13 protein-coding genes, 1 tRNA gene and 1 other RNA gene are annotated in these 16,246 nt (G+C 70.3%); 14 read left to right on the plus strand and 1 reads right to left on the minus strand.

From position 1 onward, the window contains the following. The first annotated feature begins 8 nt into the window (after positions 1-8). The 3 genes from OG286_RS21575 (at position 9) to OG286_RS21585 (ending at position 5,022) form a co-directional block, all read left to right on the plus strand. On the plus strand, positions 9-1,253 hold the full coding sequence (locus OG286_RS21575; protein ID WP_405365699.1) for a tyrosine-type recombinase/integrase: 1,245 nt from the start codon (positions 9-11) through the stop codon (positions 1,251-1,253). A 334-nt stretch (positions 1,254-1,587) separates the two neighbouring features. Beyond that, positions 1,588-2,631, plus strand: coding sequence for a hypothetical protein (locus OG286_RS21580; RefSeq protein ID WP_405365700.1), 1,044 nt, complete (start codon positions 1,588-1,590; stop codon positions 2,629-2,631). A gap of 24 nt (positions 2,632-2,655) precedes the next feature. Next, on the plus strand, positions 2,656-5,022 hold the full coding sequence (locus OG286_RS21585; RefSeq protein WP_405365701.1) for a type ISP restriction/modification enzyme: 2,367 nt from the start codon (positions 2,656-2,658) through the stop codon (positions 5,020-5,022). A gap of 504 nt (positions 5,023-5,526) precedes the next feature. On the opposite strand, the gene OG286_RS21590 is transcribed toward OG286_RS21585, so the two are convergent. Beyond that, positions 5,527-5,614: transfer RNA gene (locus tag OG286_RS21590), tRNA-Ser, on the minus strand. Positions 5,615-5,733: 119 nt separating this feature from the next. Here OG286_RS21590 and ffs point away from each other — a divergent pair. The 11 genes from ffs to OG286_RS21645 all read left to right on the plus strand — a co-directional run bounded on the left by ffs (position 5,734) and on the right by OG286_RS21645 (position 16,246). Beyond that, an RNA gene (gene ffs / locus OG286_RS21595) (signal recognition particle sRNA small type) lies at positions 5,734-5,830 on the plus strand. 69 nt (positions 5,831-5,899) lie between these two features. Further along, positions 5,900-8,131, plus strand: a complete 2,232-nt coding sequence (locus OG286_RS21600; RefSeq protein ID WP_405365702.1) for a DNA polymerase III subunit gamma and tau — start codon at positions 5,900-5,902, stop codon at positions 8,129-8,131. Positions 8,132-8,222: 91 nt separating this feature from the next. Then, positions 8,223-8,561: a YbaB/EbfC family nucleoid-associated protein gene (locus OG286_RS21605; protein ID WP_396324022.1), complete on the plus strand. Its 339-nt coding sequence runs from the start codon at positions 8,223-8,225 to the stop codon at positions 8,559-8,561. A gap of 202 nt (positions 8,562-8,763) precedes the next feature. Next, entirely contained in the window at positions 8,764-9,363 is a 600-nt protein-coding gene (gene recR / locus OG286_RS21610; RefSeq protein WP_148644037.1) for a recombination mediator RecR, read from the plus strand. A 100-nt stretch (positions 9,364-9,463) separates the two neighbouring features. Continuing rightward, on the plus strand, positions 9,464-10,096 hold the full coding sequence (locus OG286_RS21615; protein WP_405366073.1) for a DUF5063 domain-containing protein: 633 nt from the start codon (positions 9,464-9,466) through the stop codon (positions 10,094-10,096). Positions 10,097-10,395: 299 nt separating this feature from the next. Beyond that, complete coding sequence (locus tag OG286_RS21620) at positions 10,396-11,676, plus strand: aspartate kinase (protein WP_396324020.1); 1,281 nt, start codon at positions 10,396-10,398, stop codon at positions 11,674-11,676. Next, positions 11,673-12,725, plus strand: coding sequence for an aspartate-semialdehyde dehydrogenase (locus OG286_RS21625; RefSeq protein ID WP_396324019.1), 1,053 nt, complete (start codon positions 11,673-11,675; stop codon positions 12,723-12,725). Before OG286_RS21620 ends, OG286_RS21625 begins: the two co-directional genes overlap by 4 nt. A 371-nt stretch (positions 12,726-13,096) precedes the next feature. Beyond that, positions 13,097-13,642 (plus strand): SigE family RNA polymerase sigma factor, encoded by a 546-nt coding sequence (locus OG286_RS21630; protein WP_360181438.1) that lies wholly within the window; start codon positions 13,097-13,099, stop codon positions 13,640-13,642. After that, positions 13,635-14,990, plus strand: a complete 1,356-nt coding sequence (locus OG286_RS21635; protein WP_405365703.1) for a hypothetical protein — start codon at positions 13,635-13,637, stop codon at positions 14,988-14,990. The genes OG286_RS21630 and OG286_RS21635 overlap by 8 nt, the downstream gene beginning before the upstream one ends. Positions 14,991-15,104: 114 nt before the next feature. Beyond that, positions 15,105-15,899, plus strand: coding sequence for an SURF1 family protein (locus OG286_RS21640; RefSeq protein WP_396324017.1), 795 nt, complete (start codon positions 15,105-15,107; stop codon positions 15,897-15,899). A gap of 86 nt (positions 15,900-15,985) precedes the next feature. Further along, the gene (locus OG286_RS21645) at positions 15,986-16,246 is read left to right on the plus strand and encodes a hypothetical protein (protein ID WP_396324016.1); all 261 of its coding nucleotides are present in this window, start codon (positions 15,986-15,988) and stop codon (positions 16,244-16,246) included.

Genomic DNA, 16,246 nt, shown 5'->3' on the forward strand with positions numbered 1-16,246 from the left:
GGCATCGCATGACGAAGTCTCGACAGCCCAACGGAGCCTCCTCTATCTACGAGGGTCGTGACGGCCGCTGGCACGGCCGAGTCACCGTCGGTGTCAAGGACGACGGCACCCCGGACCGCCGTCACGTCACGGCCAAGACCCGCGCCGAGGTCACCAAGAAGGTGCGGCAGCTGGAGAAGGACCGGGACGCCGGCACCGTCCGCAAGCCCGGCCAGCAGTGGACGGTCAAGACCTGGCTCACCCAATGGATTACGGACATCGTGCCCGACACCGTCGCCGAGAACACCTACCTCGGCTATGAGGTCGCTGTCCGCGTCCACCTCATCCCCGGCCTGGGCGCGCACAAGCTCGTGAAGCTGGAACCCGAGCACCTGGAACGTCTCTACAAGAAGATGAAGGCCAACGGCAAGAGGGGCGGGACCGCCCACCAGGCGCACCGCACCATCCGCGTCGCCCTCGCCGAGGCCATCCGCCGTGGCCACCTCACAGTCAATGTCGCCTCGATCGCCAAGGCGCCGAAGCTGGACGAGGACGAGGTCGAGCCCTACGAGGTCGAGGAGGTCCAAGACCTCCTGGAGACCGCCCGCAAGCGGCGCAACTCCGCCCGTTGGATCTTCGCTCTCGCGCTCGGCCTGCGGCAGGGTGAGGTGCTCGGACTCCAGTGGCCGGACATCGACTTCAAGAAGGGAGTGGCCTGGGTCCGACGAGGCCGACTGCGGCCCAAGTACGAGCACGGGTGCCGCGAGGACTGCGGGCGCAAGCCCGGCTTCTGCCGCCAGAAGGTCCTGATCCGCGACGAGACCACGAGCACGAAGTCCAGGGCCGGGAAGCGGCCTGTCCCGCTTCCCGAGCAGATGGTCAAGGTTCTGCGCCAGCACAAGGAGGAGCAGGATCGTGAGCGCGCCCTCGCCCGGGACCTCTGGGTGGACAAGGGCTACGTCTTTGCCTCGGAGGTCGGCGAGCCGCTCAACCCCAGCACCGACTACCACCACTGGAAGCGGCTCCTGCGCGAGGCTGGCATCCGTGACGGGCGTCTGCACGACGCTCGCCACACCGCCTCGACCGTCCTGCTGCTGCTCGGTGTGCCGGAGCGGATCGTGATGGCGATCATGGGCTGGTCGTCGGCCTCGATGGCCAAGCGCTACCAGCACGTCACCGACCCGATGCTGCACGACGTGGGCAGGAAGATCGGTGGACTGCTCTGGGGCGAGGCTGCGGATGAGGCAGACGTCCCTGACGAAGAGGCCGCCTGAGCTGGGCAGACCGGCTTGAGGAAAGAGCTGAGGGCCCCAACGGAAACGCAGGGTCGTGGCCCTCAGCTCGTAGCCTCTGGTCCACCAGTTAGCTCTACGGCAGCCCAGCGCCCGAGCTACGCCTCGACATCCGGCACTGTAGCTGCACGCGTGTACCCGTGCTGCCGGTGACAGTGGAATCGAGCATGAGCATGCCGGCATACCGCCGTCGGGAGATCGTTCTTGCTCCAGCGTCACGGCGTGGCGGGCAGGACAGAGAAGTGGACGACGATTGGCCACGCCATATTTGGGGGATCGATCCCGGCGGGCAAAGGTTCCCAATACGATCTCCCTCATGGGCCTCCTACGCACCTACCTCGAACGACTGCAGGCCATCCACTCGACCGGAGAGGCTGTCCCGGAGACCTCCTACTACGGGCAGCTCGAAGGGCTCCTCAACGGGGTCGGCAAAACCCTCTCGCCGGTGGTCACCTGCGTGTTGACCACGAAGAACCGTGGCGCTGGGTTGCCCGATGGCGGTCTGTTCACCGCCCGCGAAGCGGTCGCCGAGGCTGGCGATTCCGCGCTGCTCGCACGTGCGCCCGAGCGCGGAGTCGTGGAGGTCAAGGGCGTATCGCAGGACGTCGTTCGAATCGCGCGCTCTACCCAGGTCCAGCGCTACCTGGCCCGCTATGGCAAGGTCCTGGTATGCACTTACCGCGATTTCCTGGTCATTCGCCTGGATGCCGATGGCAAGGCGCAGAACGGTGAGCGTTTCACACTCGCGCCTGGCGAGGACTCCTTCTGGGCACTCCACCCGAAGGACACTGAGAACGCCCGAGGTGCCGAATTCGTCGCCTACCTCCAACGCGCACTGCAAGGCGACGCACCACTGAGTGACCCTGCCGACCTGGCATGGTTCTTGGCGGCCTACGCCCGTACTGGGCTATCGCGGGTCGAGGACGCCGGAGACATGAAGACCCTCGCTACCCTGCGCAGTGCGCTGGAGGAAGCGCTGGGCCTGCGCTTTGAAGGCAAGGATGGCGACCACTTCTTTCGCTCGGCGCTCGTGCAGACGCTGTTCTACGGTGTCTTCGCCGCGTGGGCGTTCTGGTCAGAGCAGCAGCCGGCCCAGACCACAGAGCGCTTCAAATGGCGTCAGGCCCAGTGGACGCTGTCGGTACCGATGGTTCGTGTACTCTTCCAGCAGCTGGCGACGCCGGCAAGCCTGCCGGTAGGGCTGGACGAGGTACTCGACTGGACCGACGATGTCCTCGCTCGCGTGGACCGCAACCTATTCTTCCAGCGCTTCGAGGCAGCCGAGGCGGTCCAGTACTTCTACGAGCCGTTCCTGCAGGCCTACGATCCGGAACTCCGCCGTGAACTCGGGGTCTGGTGAACGCCTCCCGAGGTTGTGCATTACATGGTCGACCGCGTCGACCATGCTCTACGCACACAGCTAGATCTCCCGCTGGGCCTCGCCGACCCGAAGGTCCACGTGCTCGACCCGTGTACGGGTACAGGCTCCTACCTGACCGCCGTCCTCGACAAGATCGTGACGACCCTGAAGGAGCAAGGCGACGATGGGCTCGTCGCAGCGGACGCCAAGCAAGCAGCCCTGTCGCGTCTCCACGGCTTTGAGCTGCTGCCTGCGCCGTTCGTCATCGCGCATCTCAGGATTGGGATCGCCTTGCACCGCCTGGGCGTGCCGCTCGACGCCGATGCCGGTGAACGCGCGAGCGTTTATCTGACCAACGCCTTGACTGGCTGGGTCGATGGCAGTGAGCATCCGCCGCTACCGTTCCCCGAGTTCGTCGCCGAGCGAGACGCGGCCGACGCCGTCAAGCGCGATCAGCGCATCCTCGTCGTGCTCGGAAACCCTCCTTACAACGGCTTCGCCGGCGTATCCGGGCGCGAGGAAGGAGGTCTCGCCGAGCCGTACAAAGTCGGGCTGGCGGAGAAGTGGGACATCACCAAGAATAAGCTTGACGATCTTTACATTCGCTTCTTTCGCATTGCCGAACGACGAATCGCCGAGCAGACCGGCAAGGGCATTATCTGCTTCGTCACCAACTCTTCTTGGCTTGGCGACCCGTCCTCCGTCGTCATGCGACAGCGGCTGCTTGCCGAGTTCGACGACATCACCATCGACCACCTCAACGGCGACAGTCGAGAGACCGGTAAGAAGACTCCTGCCGGAGACCCTGACCCCTCCATCTTCTCCACACGGATGAACCCGGCTGGCATCACGCGCGGCGTGGCAATCAGCATGCTCGTCCGCACCGCCGACCATGGCGATGCGTCAACAACGGTCCGGCATCGCGGCTTTTGGGGGCAGGACAAGCGTGAGCAGCTCGCCGCTGCCGCTGTGGATCCCGAAGCCGGACCTCAATACGAGCCCCTCGCACCGGAGGAGGCCAACTGGTTCCGCCTGCTGCGCTGGAGTCCGCGCCAGGGCTACGTGAACTGGCCAGCTCTCAACGAGTTGTGCGCCGAAGCCCCGATGCTCGGATTGAACGAGAACCGCCAATTCGCCCTGATCGACAGTGACCGGGATGCTCTGACTGCCCGCATCAGGACCTACCTGGACCCCGATGTCCCGATGGTGCAGGTCGATTCTCGACTCGCCAGGACGTTCTCGGGCTTCGAACCAGAGCGGGTCCGCAAGCGCCTTCTGGATCAGCGTCCGTTCGACGAGAAGCGTATCCAGCGCTTCCAGTTCCGGCCGCTCGACATGCGCTATGCCTATGTCGAGACTGAGACGCAGCTTTGGAACCGCTCTCGGCCACTGCTAGTCGCTGCAGCGACGGCGTCCTCCGGGTTTCTGCTAATCCGCCGCCGCGCCCCGCGGGCGCTGGACGGTGCGGCTGTTCACTTCTCTGACTGCCTGGTGGACCAGAAGGTTCTGTTCACCGACGCTTACGCCATTCCGTTCTGGCTTTCAGCCGGATCAGAAAAGGCTGATAACGATATGCTCTCGCTGTTCGATCTCGATGACGAGCAGCCAGCCGACACGTGGAGGCCAAATCTCTCCAGTGGTGCTCTGGCCTACTTGCAGCAGCTTGGCGTCGACGACGCAAAGACCAATAAGGACAGCGCGATGCTCGTTTGGTTGCATGCGCTCGCAATCGGGGTCTCGCCGCTGTATGTCGAGCAGAATGGTGAGGCCGTGCGTTCTGACTGGCCTCGCATCCCGTTGCCTGACACCACGCAAGCGCTACTCGAATCGGCTGCTCTCGGCAGACAAGTAGCAGCCCTGCTCAACCCCGACACACCCGTTACTGGCCTCGATGCGGCTCCCCTTGACCCGTACCTGGGGAAGGTTGCTGCCATAGGGCGCACGGATGGCAAGCCCTTGAACCCCGGAAGTGGAGATTTGGCCGTCACCGCAGGCTGGGGCATCGTCCAGTCGCGTGCGGTTATGCCGGGTGCTGGAAAGTACGATGTGCGCGAACAGTTCTCGGGTGACAGTGACGGGCTGACTGATGAGGAACGGGATGTTCTGGGTAGCCAGGTGCTCGACATCTACCTAAATGACCAGGTGCGATGGCGTGGGGTGCCTGGAGCTGCCTGGGACTACAAGATCGGCGGCTTTCAGGTGCTGCGCAAGTGGCTGAGCTACCGCGACAAGCGCGTCCTCGGTCGTGACCTCACCATTGACGAGGCCCGCGCCTTCACCGCGATAGCGCGCAGGCTTACCGCCCTTGTGCTGCTTGGGCAAAAGCTCGACGCGAACTACCTCAAGATCACTGACTCGGTGCAGCCCATGCGGCTCATAAACAGGGCATAGCCCAGCGTCCGTGTCGCGGGGTCACCGCCGACCTCGGCGCCGGCTTTCCCGCCGGCGCCCCCAAATCCCGCTGCCTCGTGGAGCGGGCACGGCGCCGTCCAGATGCTCAGCGTCAGGGCGGGCTTCCGCGATGTCTTCGGCGTTCCTCATGCTGGCCGGGGACGCCGCTTCGGCGACGGCGAGAGTGGGCGGTCGGGTCTTGGCTCGCGCGTTTACGGGGCCTCGTCGGCCTCCGCCAGGGTAGCTCGCGTCGGAACGCACTCGACGCGGCGAGACCGCCTGGCAGTGCTTAGCTTCGCGAGTCCGGTGGCCCCGAAGGCCTCGACGCGCCCTCGACCATGTCGACGGTCGAGTCTTGGGTGAGCCTACCGAGGAGCTCGCGAGGTTCTGCGACGAGCGGTCGGCGCGGCCCGAAAATCGCAACTGAGACCAAAACTGAGACCACAGCACGACGAAGGCCCCGACCGCTGGGCGGTCGGGGCCTTCGTTATGGCTGGTCAGCCATGGCGGAGGATACGAGATTCGAACTCGTGAGGGATTGCTCCCAACACGCTTTCCAAGCGTGCGCCCTAGGCCTCTAGGCGAATCCTCCGTGGGAGAGCTTAGTACATGTTCAGGGGTGGTCGCGACCACGTATCTCGTAGGCGAGGGCGGGGTGTGACCTGCGGATCGGGATGGTGGAGGTGGGGGTGGGGATCGGGTACTGTTGGGGGCAGCCCCTCGTGTGGCGTCATCTTTCTGAACTCCCCCAGGGCCGGAAGGCAGCAAGGGTAGGAGAGCTCTGGCGGGTGCGCGAGGGGTCTTTGCGTTCCCGGGGGCGTGGTGGCCCGGTTGAGGGGCGACGCGTTTGTCGGCCCGTCCCGATATCGTCGGTGGTGTGTCCCTAGCCCTGTACCGCCGCTATCGCCCCGAGACTTTCGCCGAGGTCATCGGGCAGGAGCACGTGACCGCTCCGCTCCAGCAGGCCCTGCGCAACAACAGGGTCAACCACGCGTACCTGTTCAGCGGCCCGCGAGGCTGCGGGAAGACGACGAGCGCGCGCATCCTGGCCCGCTGCCTGAACTGTGAGCAGGGGCCGACGCCGACCCCGTGCGGGGAGTGCCAGTCCTGCCGGGACCTGGCGACGGGCGGGCCCGGGTCGATCGACGTGATCGAGATCGACGCCGCGTCGCACGGTGGTGTGGACGACGCGCGTGAGCTGCGCGAGCGGGCCTTCTTCGCGCCGGTGCACAGCCGGTACAAGATCTTCATCCTGGACGAGGCGCACATGGTGACCTCGGCCGGCTTCAACGCGCTGCTGAAGGTGGTGGAGGAGCCGCCGGAGCACCTCAAGTTCATCTTCGCGACCACGGAGCCGGAGAAGGTGATCGGGACGATCCGCTCCCGCACGCACCACTATCCGTTCCGGCTGGTGCCGCCGGGGACGCTGCGCGACTACCTGGCGGAGGTCTGCGGGCGGGAGCAGATCCAGGTGGAGGACTCCGTCTTCCCGCTGGTGGTGCGCGCCGGTGCCGGGTCGGTGCGTGACTCCATGTCGGTGATGGACCAGCTGCTCGCCGGCGCCGGCGAGGGCGGTGTGACGTACCAGATGGCGACCGCGCTGCTCGGGTACACCGACTCGGCGCTGCTGGACGAGGTGGTGGACGCCTTCGCCGCGCACGACGGGGCGACGGTGTTCCAGGTGATCGACCGAGTGGTCGAGGGCGGGCACGATCCGCGCCGGTTCGTGACGGACCTGCTGGAGCGCCTGCGGGACTTGGTGATCCTGGCCACCGTGCCGGACGCCGGGGAGAAGGGGCTGATCGACGCCCCGGCCGACCGGGTCGCGATCATGCAGGCCCAGGCGGACGTCTTCGGGGCGGCCGAGCTGAGCCGGGCGGCGGACATCGTCAACACCGGGCTGACCGAGATGCGGGGGAACGCGGCCCCGCGGCTCCAGCTGGAGCTGATCTGCGCCCGGGTGATGCTCCCGGGCGCGTACAGCGACGAGCTGTCGTTGCAGGCGCGGCTGGACAAGCTGGAGCGCCGGGCCTCGGCCGGGGGCTTCGCGGCTCCGGCGGCCGGGCAGATGGCGCCGATGGCACCCGCAGCACCGATGGCACCCGTGACGCCCATGCCGGCGATGCCCGCGGCGCCCGTGCAGGGCGCCCCGGTGCCGGTTGAGGCCGCACAGCCGGCACAGGTCGTGCAGGCCGCACCGATGCAGGCACCCCCCGTCCAGCCCGCGCCGGCCCCGGCCGGGCCCGCGCCCGGCGCGTGGCCGATTCCGCGCAGCTTCCCGCCGGCCGGTGGCGCCCCCGCGCCCGTGCAGCCGGCGCCCGTGCAGACCCCGCCGCAGCCGATGGCCGCGCCCGTCCAGGCCCCAGCCCCCGTCCAGGCCCCCGCGCCCACGGCGGTCCCGGCAGCCGCCCCGGCCGGCGGGCAGCCCTCGGGTGCCGCACAGCAGGGCGCCGCGCAGATCCGGCAGATGTGGCCGCAGATTCTGGAGGCGGTGAAGAACCGCCGCCGCTTCACCTGGATCCTGCTCAGCCAGAACGGCCAGGTGGCCGGGTTCGACGGCAGCGTGCTCCAGGTGTCGTTCATCAACGCGGGCGCCCGGGACAGCTTCGTCGGCAGCAACAGCGACGACGTGCTGCGCCAGGCGCTGTCGGACGCGCTCGGTGTGGACTGGCGGATCGAGTGCATCGTCGACCCGTCGGGCGGCTCGTCCGGCGGGGTCGCAGGTGGCGGAGGCGGCACCGCCCCGGCCGCCGGCGGGAACTTCGGCGGTGGCGGTGGCGGTGGCGGCGGCTGGGGTGCACCCCCGGCGCGTCCGGCGGCGTCCGCGCCCCCGATGCAGGCCTTCGCACCGGCGCCCGTCCCGTCTCCCGCGCCCGCACCCGTGGCCCTACCCCCGTCGGCACCGGTCGCAGCGGCCGCCCCGACGGCGCCGGCTCCGCCCGTGCAGGCCCGGCCGGCCGCGCCCGCCGCTCCGGCGGTCGCCCTGGAGGACGACATCCCGGAGGAGGACGACCCGGACCTCAAGGAGGAGACGTTCTCCGGCCAGGAGCTGATCATCCGCGAGCTGGGGGCGACGGTCCTGGAGGAGATCCGCCACAGCGGCGGCTGACGGGCGGGCACCACGTAGGCTCGTGGCGAAGACGTCGGACGACAACGTCGGGCGACGACGCAGACGAAACCCGAACGCAAGGGAGTGAGCCGTGTTCCCCGGTGGTGGCCAGCCCAACATGCAGCAGCTGCTCAAGCAGGCGCAGAAGATGCAGCAGGACCTCGCCAAGGCCCAGCAGGAGCTGGCCGAGACGCACGTGAACGGTTCGGCGGGCGGCGGCCTGGTCGAGGCCACGGTGACCGGTGCCGGTGAGCTGGTGGCGCTGACCATCGCCCCGGCGGCCGTCGACCCGGAGGACACCGAGACCCTGGCCGACCTGATCCTGGCGGCGGTCCGGGACGCGAACCAGTCCGCGCAGAAGATGCAGGCCGAGCGGATGGGCCCGCTGACCCAGGGCCTGGGCGGCGGCATCCCGGGTCTGCCGTTCTGACCTGCGGAACTTCCCCGAGCGGTCGGGAAAGTCCGAGGTCATGATGGTCTGAAGGTCAGGCGACAGACCTGTGTGATTTATGCGGGAGTAGGGCGTCGGGCGGTGCGCCCGGCGCCCGATTCGTTGGATGATGGCACCGGAGTACCTCGCGCGGGTGCCCCACCGACCGGCCGAGACCGACCAACCCGACGGAAGGCGCGACGTGTACGAGGGCGTGGTTCAGGACCTGATCGACGAACTGGGCAGGCTGCCCGGCGTCGGGCCCAAGAGCGCGCAGCGGATCGCCTTCCACGTCCTGCAGGCCGACCCCACCGACGTGCGCCGGCTGGCGCACGCGTTGCTGGAGGTCAAGGACAAGGTCCGGTTCTGCGCGGTCTGCGGCAATGTCGCGGAGGCCGAGCAGTGCCGAGTCTGCCTCGACCCGCGCCGCGACCTCGCGGTGATCTGCGTGGTCGAGGAGTCCAAGGACGTCGTCGCCATCGAGCGCACCCGCGAGTTCCGCGGCCGCTACCACGTGCTGGGCGGCGCGATCAGCCCCATCGAGGGCGTCGGCCCGGACGACCTGCGGATCCGCGAGCTGCTGGCGCGCCTCGCGGACGGCACGGTCACCGAGCTGATCCTGGCCACCGACCCCAACCTGGAGGGGGAGGCGACCGCCACCTATCTGGCCCGGCTCTGCAAGCCGATGGGCCTGAAGGTGACCCGGCTGGCGAGCGGTCTGCCCGTTGGCGGGGATCTGGAGTACGCGGACGAGGTCACCCTCGGTCGCGCCTTCGAAGGGAGACGACTGCTCGATGTCTGACCGGACGCTCAACCAGCAGCCCCACACGCCCCACCAGGGCGGCCCCCACCAGGCCGGCCCGCACCCGGCCGACCCGCAGCAGGACCGGCACGCCCCGCACATGCACGCGCACGGCTCGGAGCCGGACGACTTCGCGGTGCAGATCGCGGACTCGGTGGAGAGCTTCGTGCTCGCCGTCACCGAGGTCGCCAAGGGCGACGAGCCCGGCAGTGCGGTCTCGCTGCTCCTTCTGGAGGTCTCGCAGCTGCTGCTGGCCGGCGGCCGGCTCGGCGCCATCGAGGACGTCGTCCCCGAGGACCGGTTCGAGCCCGACGCCGGGCCGGAGCCGGACGGTGAGCAGCTCCGGGAGCGGCTGGCCGAGCTGCTGGCGCCGATCGACGTCTACCACGAGGTCTTCGACCCGTACGGGCCGCCGGAGAAGCCGAACGCGTTCCGGATCTCGGACGACCTGGCCGGCGTGGTCAGCGAGCTCCAGCACGGGCTCACCCACTACCGCGAGGGGCGGGTCAGCGAGGCGCTCTGGTGGTGGCAGTTCTCGTACCTCTCCAACTGGGGCACGACCTGCTCGGCGGTGCTCCGGGCGCTGCAGTCGCTGATCGCCCACGTCCGGCTGGACAGCCCGATCGGGGCGGTGCCGGACGGTGCGGACACCGACGACGACGGGCTCACCGACGAGCAGCTTGAGCAGCAGGCCGGTGACCTGATGGCCGCCGAGCTCGGTCTCGGACGGTAGGGCCGCGGCAGCGGAGGGCGGACTGTGACGCACGCCTCAGGTTCCGAGGCCGGAAGGGAAAACCCCGGGGCCGCCGTCCGTTCGTCCGCCGATTCTCCGGGGCCGCCCCGGATACCCCGCAGACCTGCCGGTGTCCCGTCCCGTACCGCCGCCCACCTGCTGAAACGGGCGTCTCATCATATGGAAAGCGACAGTCGCGGCACCCCTGCTCGGTAGACTGGCGCGGACCGCACAACCCCCGCCACCCGGGGGTGCGGGGGCCCCGGGCCCCCGGAAACGACACAAGTCGAGGAGCGCACGTGGGCCTTGTCGTGCAGAAGTACGGCGGCTCATCCGTTGCGGATGCCGAGGGCATCAAGCGCGTGGCCCGTCGAATCGTCGACACCAAGAAGGCCGGCCATGAGGTCGTCGTCGTGGTGTCCGCGATGGGCGACACGACGGACGAGCTCATCGAACTCGCGGAGCAGGTGTCACCCATTCCTGCCGGCCGTGAGTTCGACATGCTGCTGACCGCTGGAGAGCGCATCTCCATGGCCCTGCTGGCCATGGCGATCAAATCCCTGGGTCACGAGGCCCAGTCCTTCACGGGCAGCCAGGCCGGTGTCATCACCGACTCCGTCCACAACAAGGCGCGCATCATCGACGTGACGCCGGGGCGCATCCGCACCGCCCTGGACGAGGGCAACATCGCGATCGTGGCCGGCTTCCAGGGCGTCTCGCAGACGAGCAAGGACATCACCACGCTCGGCCGCGGCGGCTCGGACACCACCGCCGTCGCCCTCGCCGCGGCGCTCAGGGCCGAGGTGTGCGAGATCTACACCGACGTGGACGGCGTCTTCACCGCCGACCCGCGCGTGGTGAAGAAGGCTCGCAAGATCGACTGGATCGCGTACGAGGACATGCTGGAGCTGGCCTCGTCGGGTTCCAAGGTGCTGCTCGACCGCTGCGTGGAGTACGCGCGGCGCTACAACATCCCGATTCACGTACGCTCGTCCTTCTCGGGCCTTCCCGGGACGATCGTCAGCAACGACAACCCGAACAAGCCCGAAGGGGGCGAGATGGAGCAGGCCATCATCTCCGGAGTCGCCCACGACACTTCCGAGGCCAAGGTCACGGTCGTCGGCGTGCCGGACAAGCCGGGCGAGGCGGCGCGCATCTTCCGCGCCATCGCCGACGCCGAGGTCAACATCGACATGGTGGTGCAGAACGTCTCCGCCGCGTCGACCGGCCTGACCGACATCTCCTTCACCCTGCCGAAGAGCGAGGGCCAGAAGGCCATCGACGCGCTCGGCCGGGTCAAGGAGGGCATCGGCTACGAGTCGCTGCGCTACGACGACGCGATCGGCAAGATCTCCCTGGTCGGCGCCGGCATGCGCTCCAACCCGGGCGTCACCGCGACCTTCTTCGAGGCGCTCTCCGAGGCCGGCGTCAACATCGAGCTGATCTCCACCTCGGAGATCCGGATCTCGGTCGTCACCCGTGCCGACGACGTCAACGAGGCCGTGCGCGCCGTCCACAGCGCCTTCGGGCTGGACAGCGAGTCGGACGAAGCGGTCGTCTACGGCGGCACCGGGCGATGACCCGGCGGCCGAACCTCGCCGTCGTCGGCGCCACCGGCGCGGTCGGCGAGGTACTGCTCGGCCTGCTCTCACTCCGTCAGGACATCTGGGGCGAGGTGCGCCTCGTCGCCTCCCCGCGCTCGGCCGGCCGCAAGCCGGTCGTGCGCGGGGAGCCCGTCGAGGTCCTCCCGCTCGCCGAGGAGGTCTTCGACGGGATCGACGTCGCCCTGTTCGACGTACCCGACGAGGTCTCCGCGCGCTGGGCGCCGATCGCGGCCGCCAAGGGCGTCGTGGTGGTCGACAACTCCGCGGTGTTCCGGATGGACGACGCCGTTCCGCTGGTCGTCCCCGAGGTCAACGCGGCCGCGGCCCGGATGCGCCCGCGCGGCATCGTCGCCGGCCCCAACTGCACCACCCTCACGATGATCGCGGCGCTCGGCGCGCTGCACGCCGAGTACGGGCTCAGCGAACTCGTCGTCGCCTCCTACCAGGCCGCCTCCGGCGAGGGCCGGGCCGGCGTGGACACGCTGCGCGAGCAGGTCGGGCTGGTCGCCGGCACCGAGGTGGGCGAGCACACCGGCGACCTCCGCGCGGTGATCGCCGACAACGGCCCGTTCGCCGCCCCGCTCGCGCTCAACGCGGTGCCGTGGAGCGGCTCGCTGATGGACGGCGGCTGGTCGTCCGACGAGCTGAAGATCCGTGACGAGTCGCGCAAGATCCTCGGCCTGGCGGGCCTCAAGGTCTCCGCGACCTGCGTCCGCATCCCGGTGGTGCGCACCCATGCGCTCGCCGTGCACGCCGTCTTCGAGCGCGAGGTCACCCAGGAGCACGCCCAGGAACTCCTCCGGGACGCCCCCGGTGTGGTGCTCTACGACGACCCGGAGGCGGGCGAGTTCCCCACTCCCAACGACGTGGTCGGGACGGACCCGGTCTGGGTCGGGAGGGTCCGCCGGGCGCTGGACGACCCGGCCGCGCTGGACCTCTTCCTCTGCGGCGACAACCTGCGCAAGGGCGCGGCGCTCAACGCCCTGCAGATCGCCGAACTGGTCGCGGGCGAGCTGCCCGGCTGACGTCGCCGCCGGCGTTCCGCGCTGACGCTGCGTCGGCATTCCGTCCGACGCTTCGTCCGGCCTTCCGGCCTTCCGCCCTGGCGCTCTCGGCCGGTGTTTCGTCCGGTTTGGGGTGGACCGGCCGAAGCTGTCCGGACGGGCCGACCCAGTATCCGGACAGCCCGCTCACGGAATCCGCCCGAATCCCCTGGAGGCGGCTTCGGCCCATGGGCGAGAATGTCCCGTGGGCTGGGCAACCATGACAGGGGATCGAGTGTCCAACGGGCGTGGCGAACGTGATGGTGGGAGCAGGGGCGGGCATCTCGGCAACGGTCGCGGTGACGTTCCCTCCTCGCGCCCAGTGGCCTGCGGATAGGCCGGAAGATAGCCAGATGACGGCGGTCGCACCCGGCCCGGCGGACTCCGGTGCCGGTACCAGCGCGGGCACCAGCGAGGATCTGCTCACCGAGACCTATCAGGCCCACTACCGTTCGCTGCTCCGGTTGGCGGCGTTGCTCCTCGACGACCTCTCGACGTGTGAGGACGTGGTCCAGGAGGCGTTCATCCGGGTCCACGCGGCCCGGCGCCGGGTTCGCGAGCCCGAGAAGACGCTCGCCTATCTGCGGCAGACCGTCGTCAACCTGTCCCGCTCCACCCTGCGGCGCCGGATCCTCGGCCTGAGGCTGCTGCCGAAGCCCATGCCTGACATGGCCAGTGCAGAAGAAGGCGCCTACGATGCGCTGGAGCGCGATCAGTTGAAGGCCGCGCTACGGGGTCTGCAACGCCGTCAGCGGGAGGTTCTGGTGCTGCGTTACTTCGTGGACATGACGGAGGCGCAGGTCGCGGAGACCCTGGGCATCTCGCTCGGTTCGGTGAAGGCGTACGGCTCGCGGGGGCTGGCCGCGCTGCGGGTCCAGATGGAGGCCGGGCATGGCTGACGACAGGGGAGGCCTGGTCGGCGCGGGCGGACCGAACCCGGGCGGGCCCAGCGCGGACGGGCTGAACCCGGGCAGGCCCGGCGCGGACGGGCTGAACGCCGAGGAGCGGCTGGTCCGCGAACTGATGCAACGCGCGGTGTCCGATCTCCAGCCCGCCCCGGGCGGACTGCACCACATCCGCCGCGCCGTACCCCGCCGGCGGGCCGCCGTACGCGGAGCCTGGACCGGCGCCGCCGCACTGGCGCTCGCCTTTGCCATCGCGCTGCCCACCCTGCACGACACCGACCACCTGGACCTCTCCGGCGGCCCCGGCTCGCCGAGCGCCCAGGGCGGGACGACCTCCGCCTCGACCGGAGGCACCACGGCCGTCGGCGAGCCGGCCGGCCCGAACCAGACGCCGCACGCCGGCACGAGCGGGACCGGCCCCGGCGCCGGGCCGTCCGGCTCCGCCGGCGCCTCGCCCAGCCCCGGGGCGACCACTCCCGACGCGGGCCCGGGTGCGGTCACCCCCGCCACCGCGCCCAGCACCGGCGGCGGCGTGCTGGTGCCGCTCTGCACCCGCGGCGACCTCGGGCAGGGCACCGCCCAGGTCGGCACCGCCGACGCCGACGGGCGGATCTACGGATACTTCACCGTGCTCAACACCTCCGGGCAAGCCTGCCGGCTCGGCGGCCCGGGCGCGGTCTCCGTCATCGCCGTCACCGGGACGGACGCCGCCCGGATCCGGGTGACCGACCACACGGCCGGCGACCCGGCGACCGGCCTGCCCGCCGCCGGAACGGGCGCCGGCGCCTCGGCCGCCGCCGTGGACGGGGCCGTCCAGGGGCTGCTCCTGGCGCCGCGGACCGGGTACCGGGTGGACTTCGGCTGGGTGCCGGACGCCGGCGGCTGCCCCGCCCCGGGTGGTTCCTCGCCCAGCGCGACGGCCGGCCAGGGCGGATCGGCCCTGGCGGCCGGGTCGGGCCAGGGCAGCACCTCGGGCGCGCAGGTCGGAGCCTCGGGCGGTCCGGGCGGTCCGGGCGGTCCGGGCGGTCCGGGCGGTCTGGGTGGTCCGGGTGGTCCGGGCCTGGCGGCCGGCTCCTCGGGGGCATCCAGCGCCGCGCCCCCGGCGACGACCACGCCGACGGCCGGCCCGACCACGGCCACGAGCCCCACGGCCACCCCGACCACCGGTCCCAGCGCGCCGCCGCCCACCGTCACCCTCGCCCACACGCCGGCCCCGGGCAGCCCGTCCACCGCGACGGCCGGCCTCCCGGGCGCCTGCGCGGGCACCGTCTACCGCACCGCCCCCCAACCCCTCCAGGCCCCGCCCGCGCCCAACGCGCCCACCTCCCCGTCGGCCGGCTGAACCCCGGGCGCACCTGGCGCGCCCCGCGCACAGGAAGTCGGCCCGGCCGACTTCTCGGGCGGCCGGCGGACCCCTGTGGTCGGGAGGGGCGTGAGGAATGGTTACCGTGGGGGTGTGTACCGGTTCCTCCTCACTCCGCGCTGGCTGAGCGGCACCGCGCTGGCCGTCGCGGCCGTGGCGGTGTGCGTCTGGCTCGGCACCTGGCAGCTCGGCCGGTTCGAGGACAAGATCTCCTCGCACCAGGAGATCAGCAAGTCGGTGGACGACGCCGGTACGGCCAGGCCGCTCGGCGAACTGCTCGGCGCCGACCGGCCGCAGGTCACCACCGACACGGTCGGCCGGGCCGTGACGGTGTCCGGCACCTTCGATCAGGAACACCAACTGCTCGTCCCCAACCGGGTGCTGGACGGCAAGCAGGGCTACTACGTGCTCACCCCGCTGCGCACCGGGGACGGCCGGACCGTCGCCGTCGTCCGGGGCTGGGCGCCGGGCACGCCCGCCGCCGGCGGCACCACCACCGCCTCGGCGGCGCCCGCCGGCGAGGTCACGGTGACCGGGCGGCTCCAGGCCGGCGAGACCAGCGGCAGCAACGGCGCGGTGGCCGGCGGCCTCCCGGCCGGACAGCTCGGCACGATCAACCAGGCGGCGCTGGTCAACAAGCTCTCCTACGACGGCTGGTACGACGGCTGGGTGTCCGCGGACGCGGCGCCGGCCGGGCTGACCACGGTGCCGACCGTGCAGCCCCAGGGCGGCAACGGGCTCACCCTGCGGGCGTTCCAGAACCTGGGCTACACGCTGGAGTGGTTCGTCTTCGGGGGCTTCGTCGTCTTCATGTGGTTCCGCCTGGCGCGCCGCGAGGCGGAGGCCGAGCAGGACCGGGCCCTCGGGCTGGACCCGGTCCTGGAGTAGCCCCGTCGGCGGGGCCTCAGCGTGTCGGCTTCGCCGGCGGCACGGACGGAACCACCGGCCGGGACGGTGTCGGAGGCTTCGCCGGTGTGGCCGACAGGGACGGGGACGGCGAACCGGACGGAGACGAGGACGGCGAACCCGACGGCGGCGGGTCGCACCGCCTGCTGTTGTTGCCGTTCCCGCTGCCGTTGTCGTCGTCATCGTCGTGGTCGGTGTGGTGGCGCACCTTGCGTCCGCTCTTGGAGCTCTTCGAGCCCTTCGACCCGGACGACTTCGACCCGGACTTGGCGAGCACGACCACGCCGTCGTCGCCCTCGCCGGGCTTGCCGGCCTCGACCGTGCGGTAG

The sequence above is a fragment of the Kitasatospora sp. NBC_00039 genome (assembly GCF_045160625.1).
Lineage (GTDB): Bacteria > Actinomycetota > Actinomycetes > Streptomycetales > Streptomycetaceae > Kitasatospora.

Coding starts and splice junctions, on each gene's coding strand:
- OG286_RS21630 (WP_360181438.1), top strand. CDS start 13,097: ATGACGGCGGTCGCACCCGGCCCGGCGGACTCCGGTGCCGGTACCAGC.
- OG286_RS21580 (WP_405365700.1), top strand. CDS start 1,588: ATGGGCCTCCTACGCACCTACCTCGAACGACTGCAGGCCATCCACTCG.
- OG286_RS21575 (WP_405365699.1), top strand. CDS start 9: ATGACGAAGTCTCGACAGCCCAACGGAGCCTCCTCTATCTACGAGGGT.
- OG286_RS21625 (WP_396324019.1), top strand. CDS start 11,673: ATGACCCGGCGGCCGAACCTCGCCGTCGTCGGCGCCACCGGCGCGGTC.
- OG286_RS21615 (WP_405366073.1), top strand. CDS start 9,464: ATGCACGCGCACGGCTCGGAGCCGGACGACTTCGCGGTGCAGATCGCG.
- OG286_RS21635 (WP_405365703.1), top strand. CDS start 13,635: ATGGCTGACGACAGGGGAGGCCTGGTCGGCGCGGGCGGACCGAACCCG.
- OG286_RS21585 (WP_405365701.1), top strand. CDS start 2,656: ATGGTCGACCGCGTCGACCATGCTCTACGCACACAGCTAGATCTCCCG.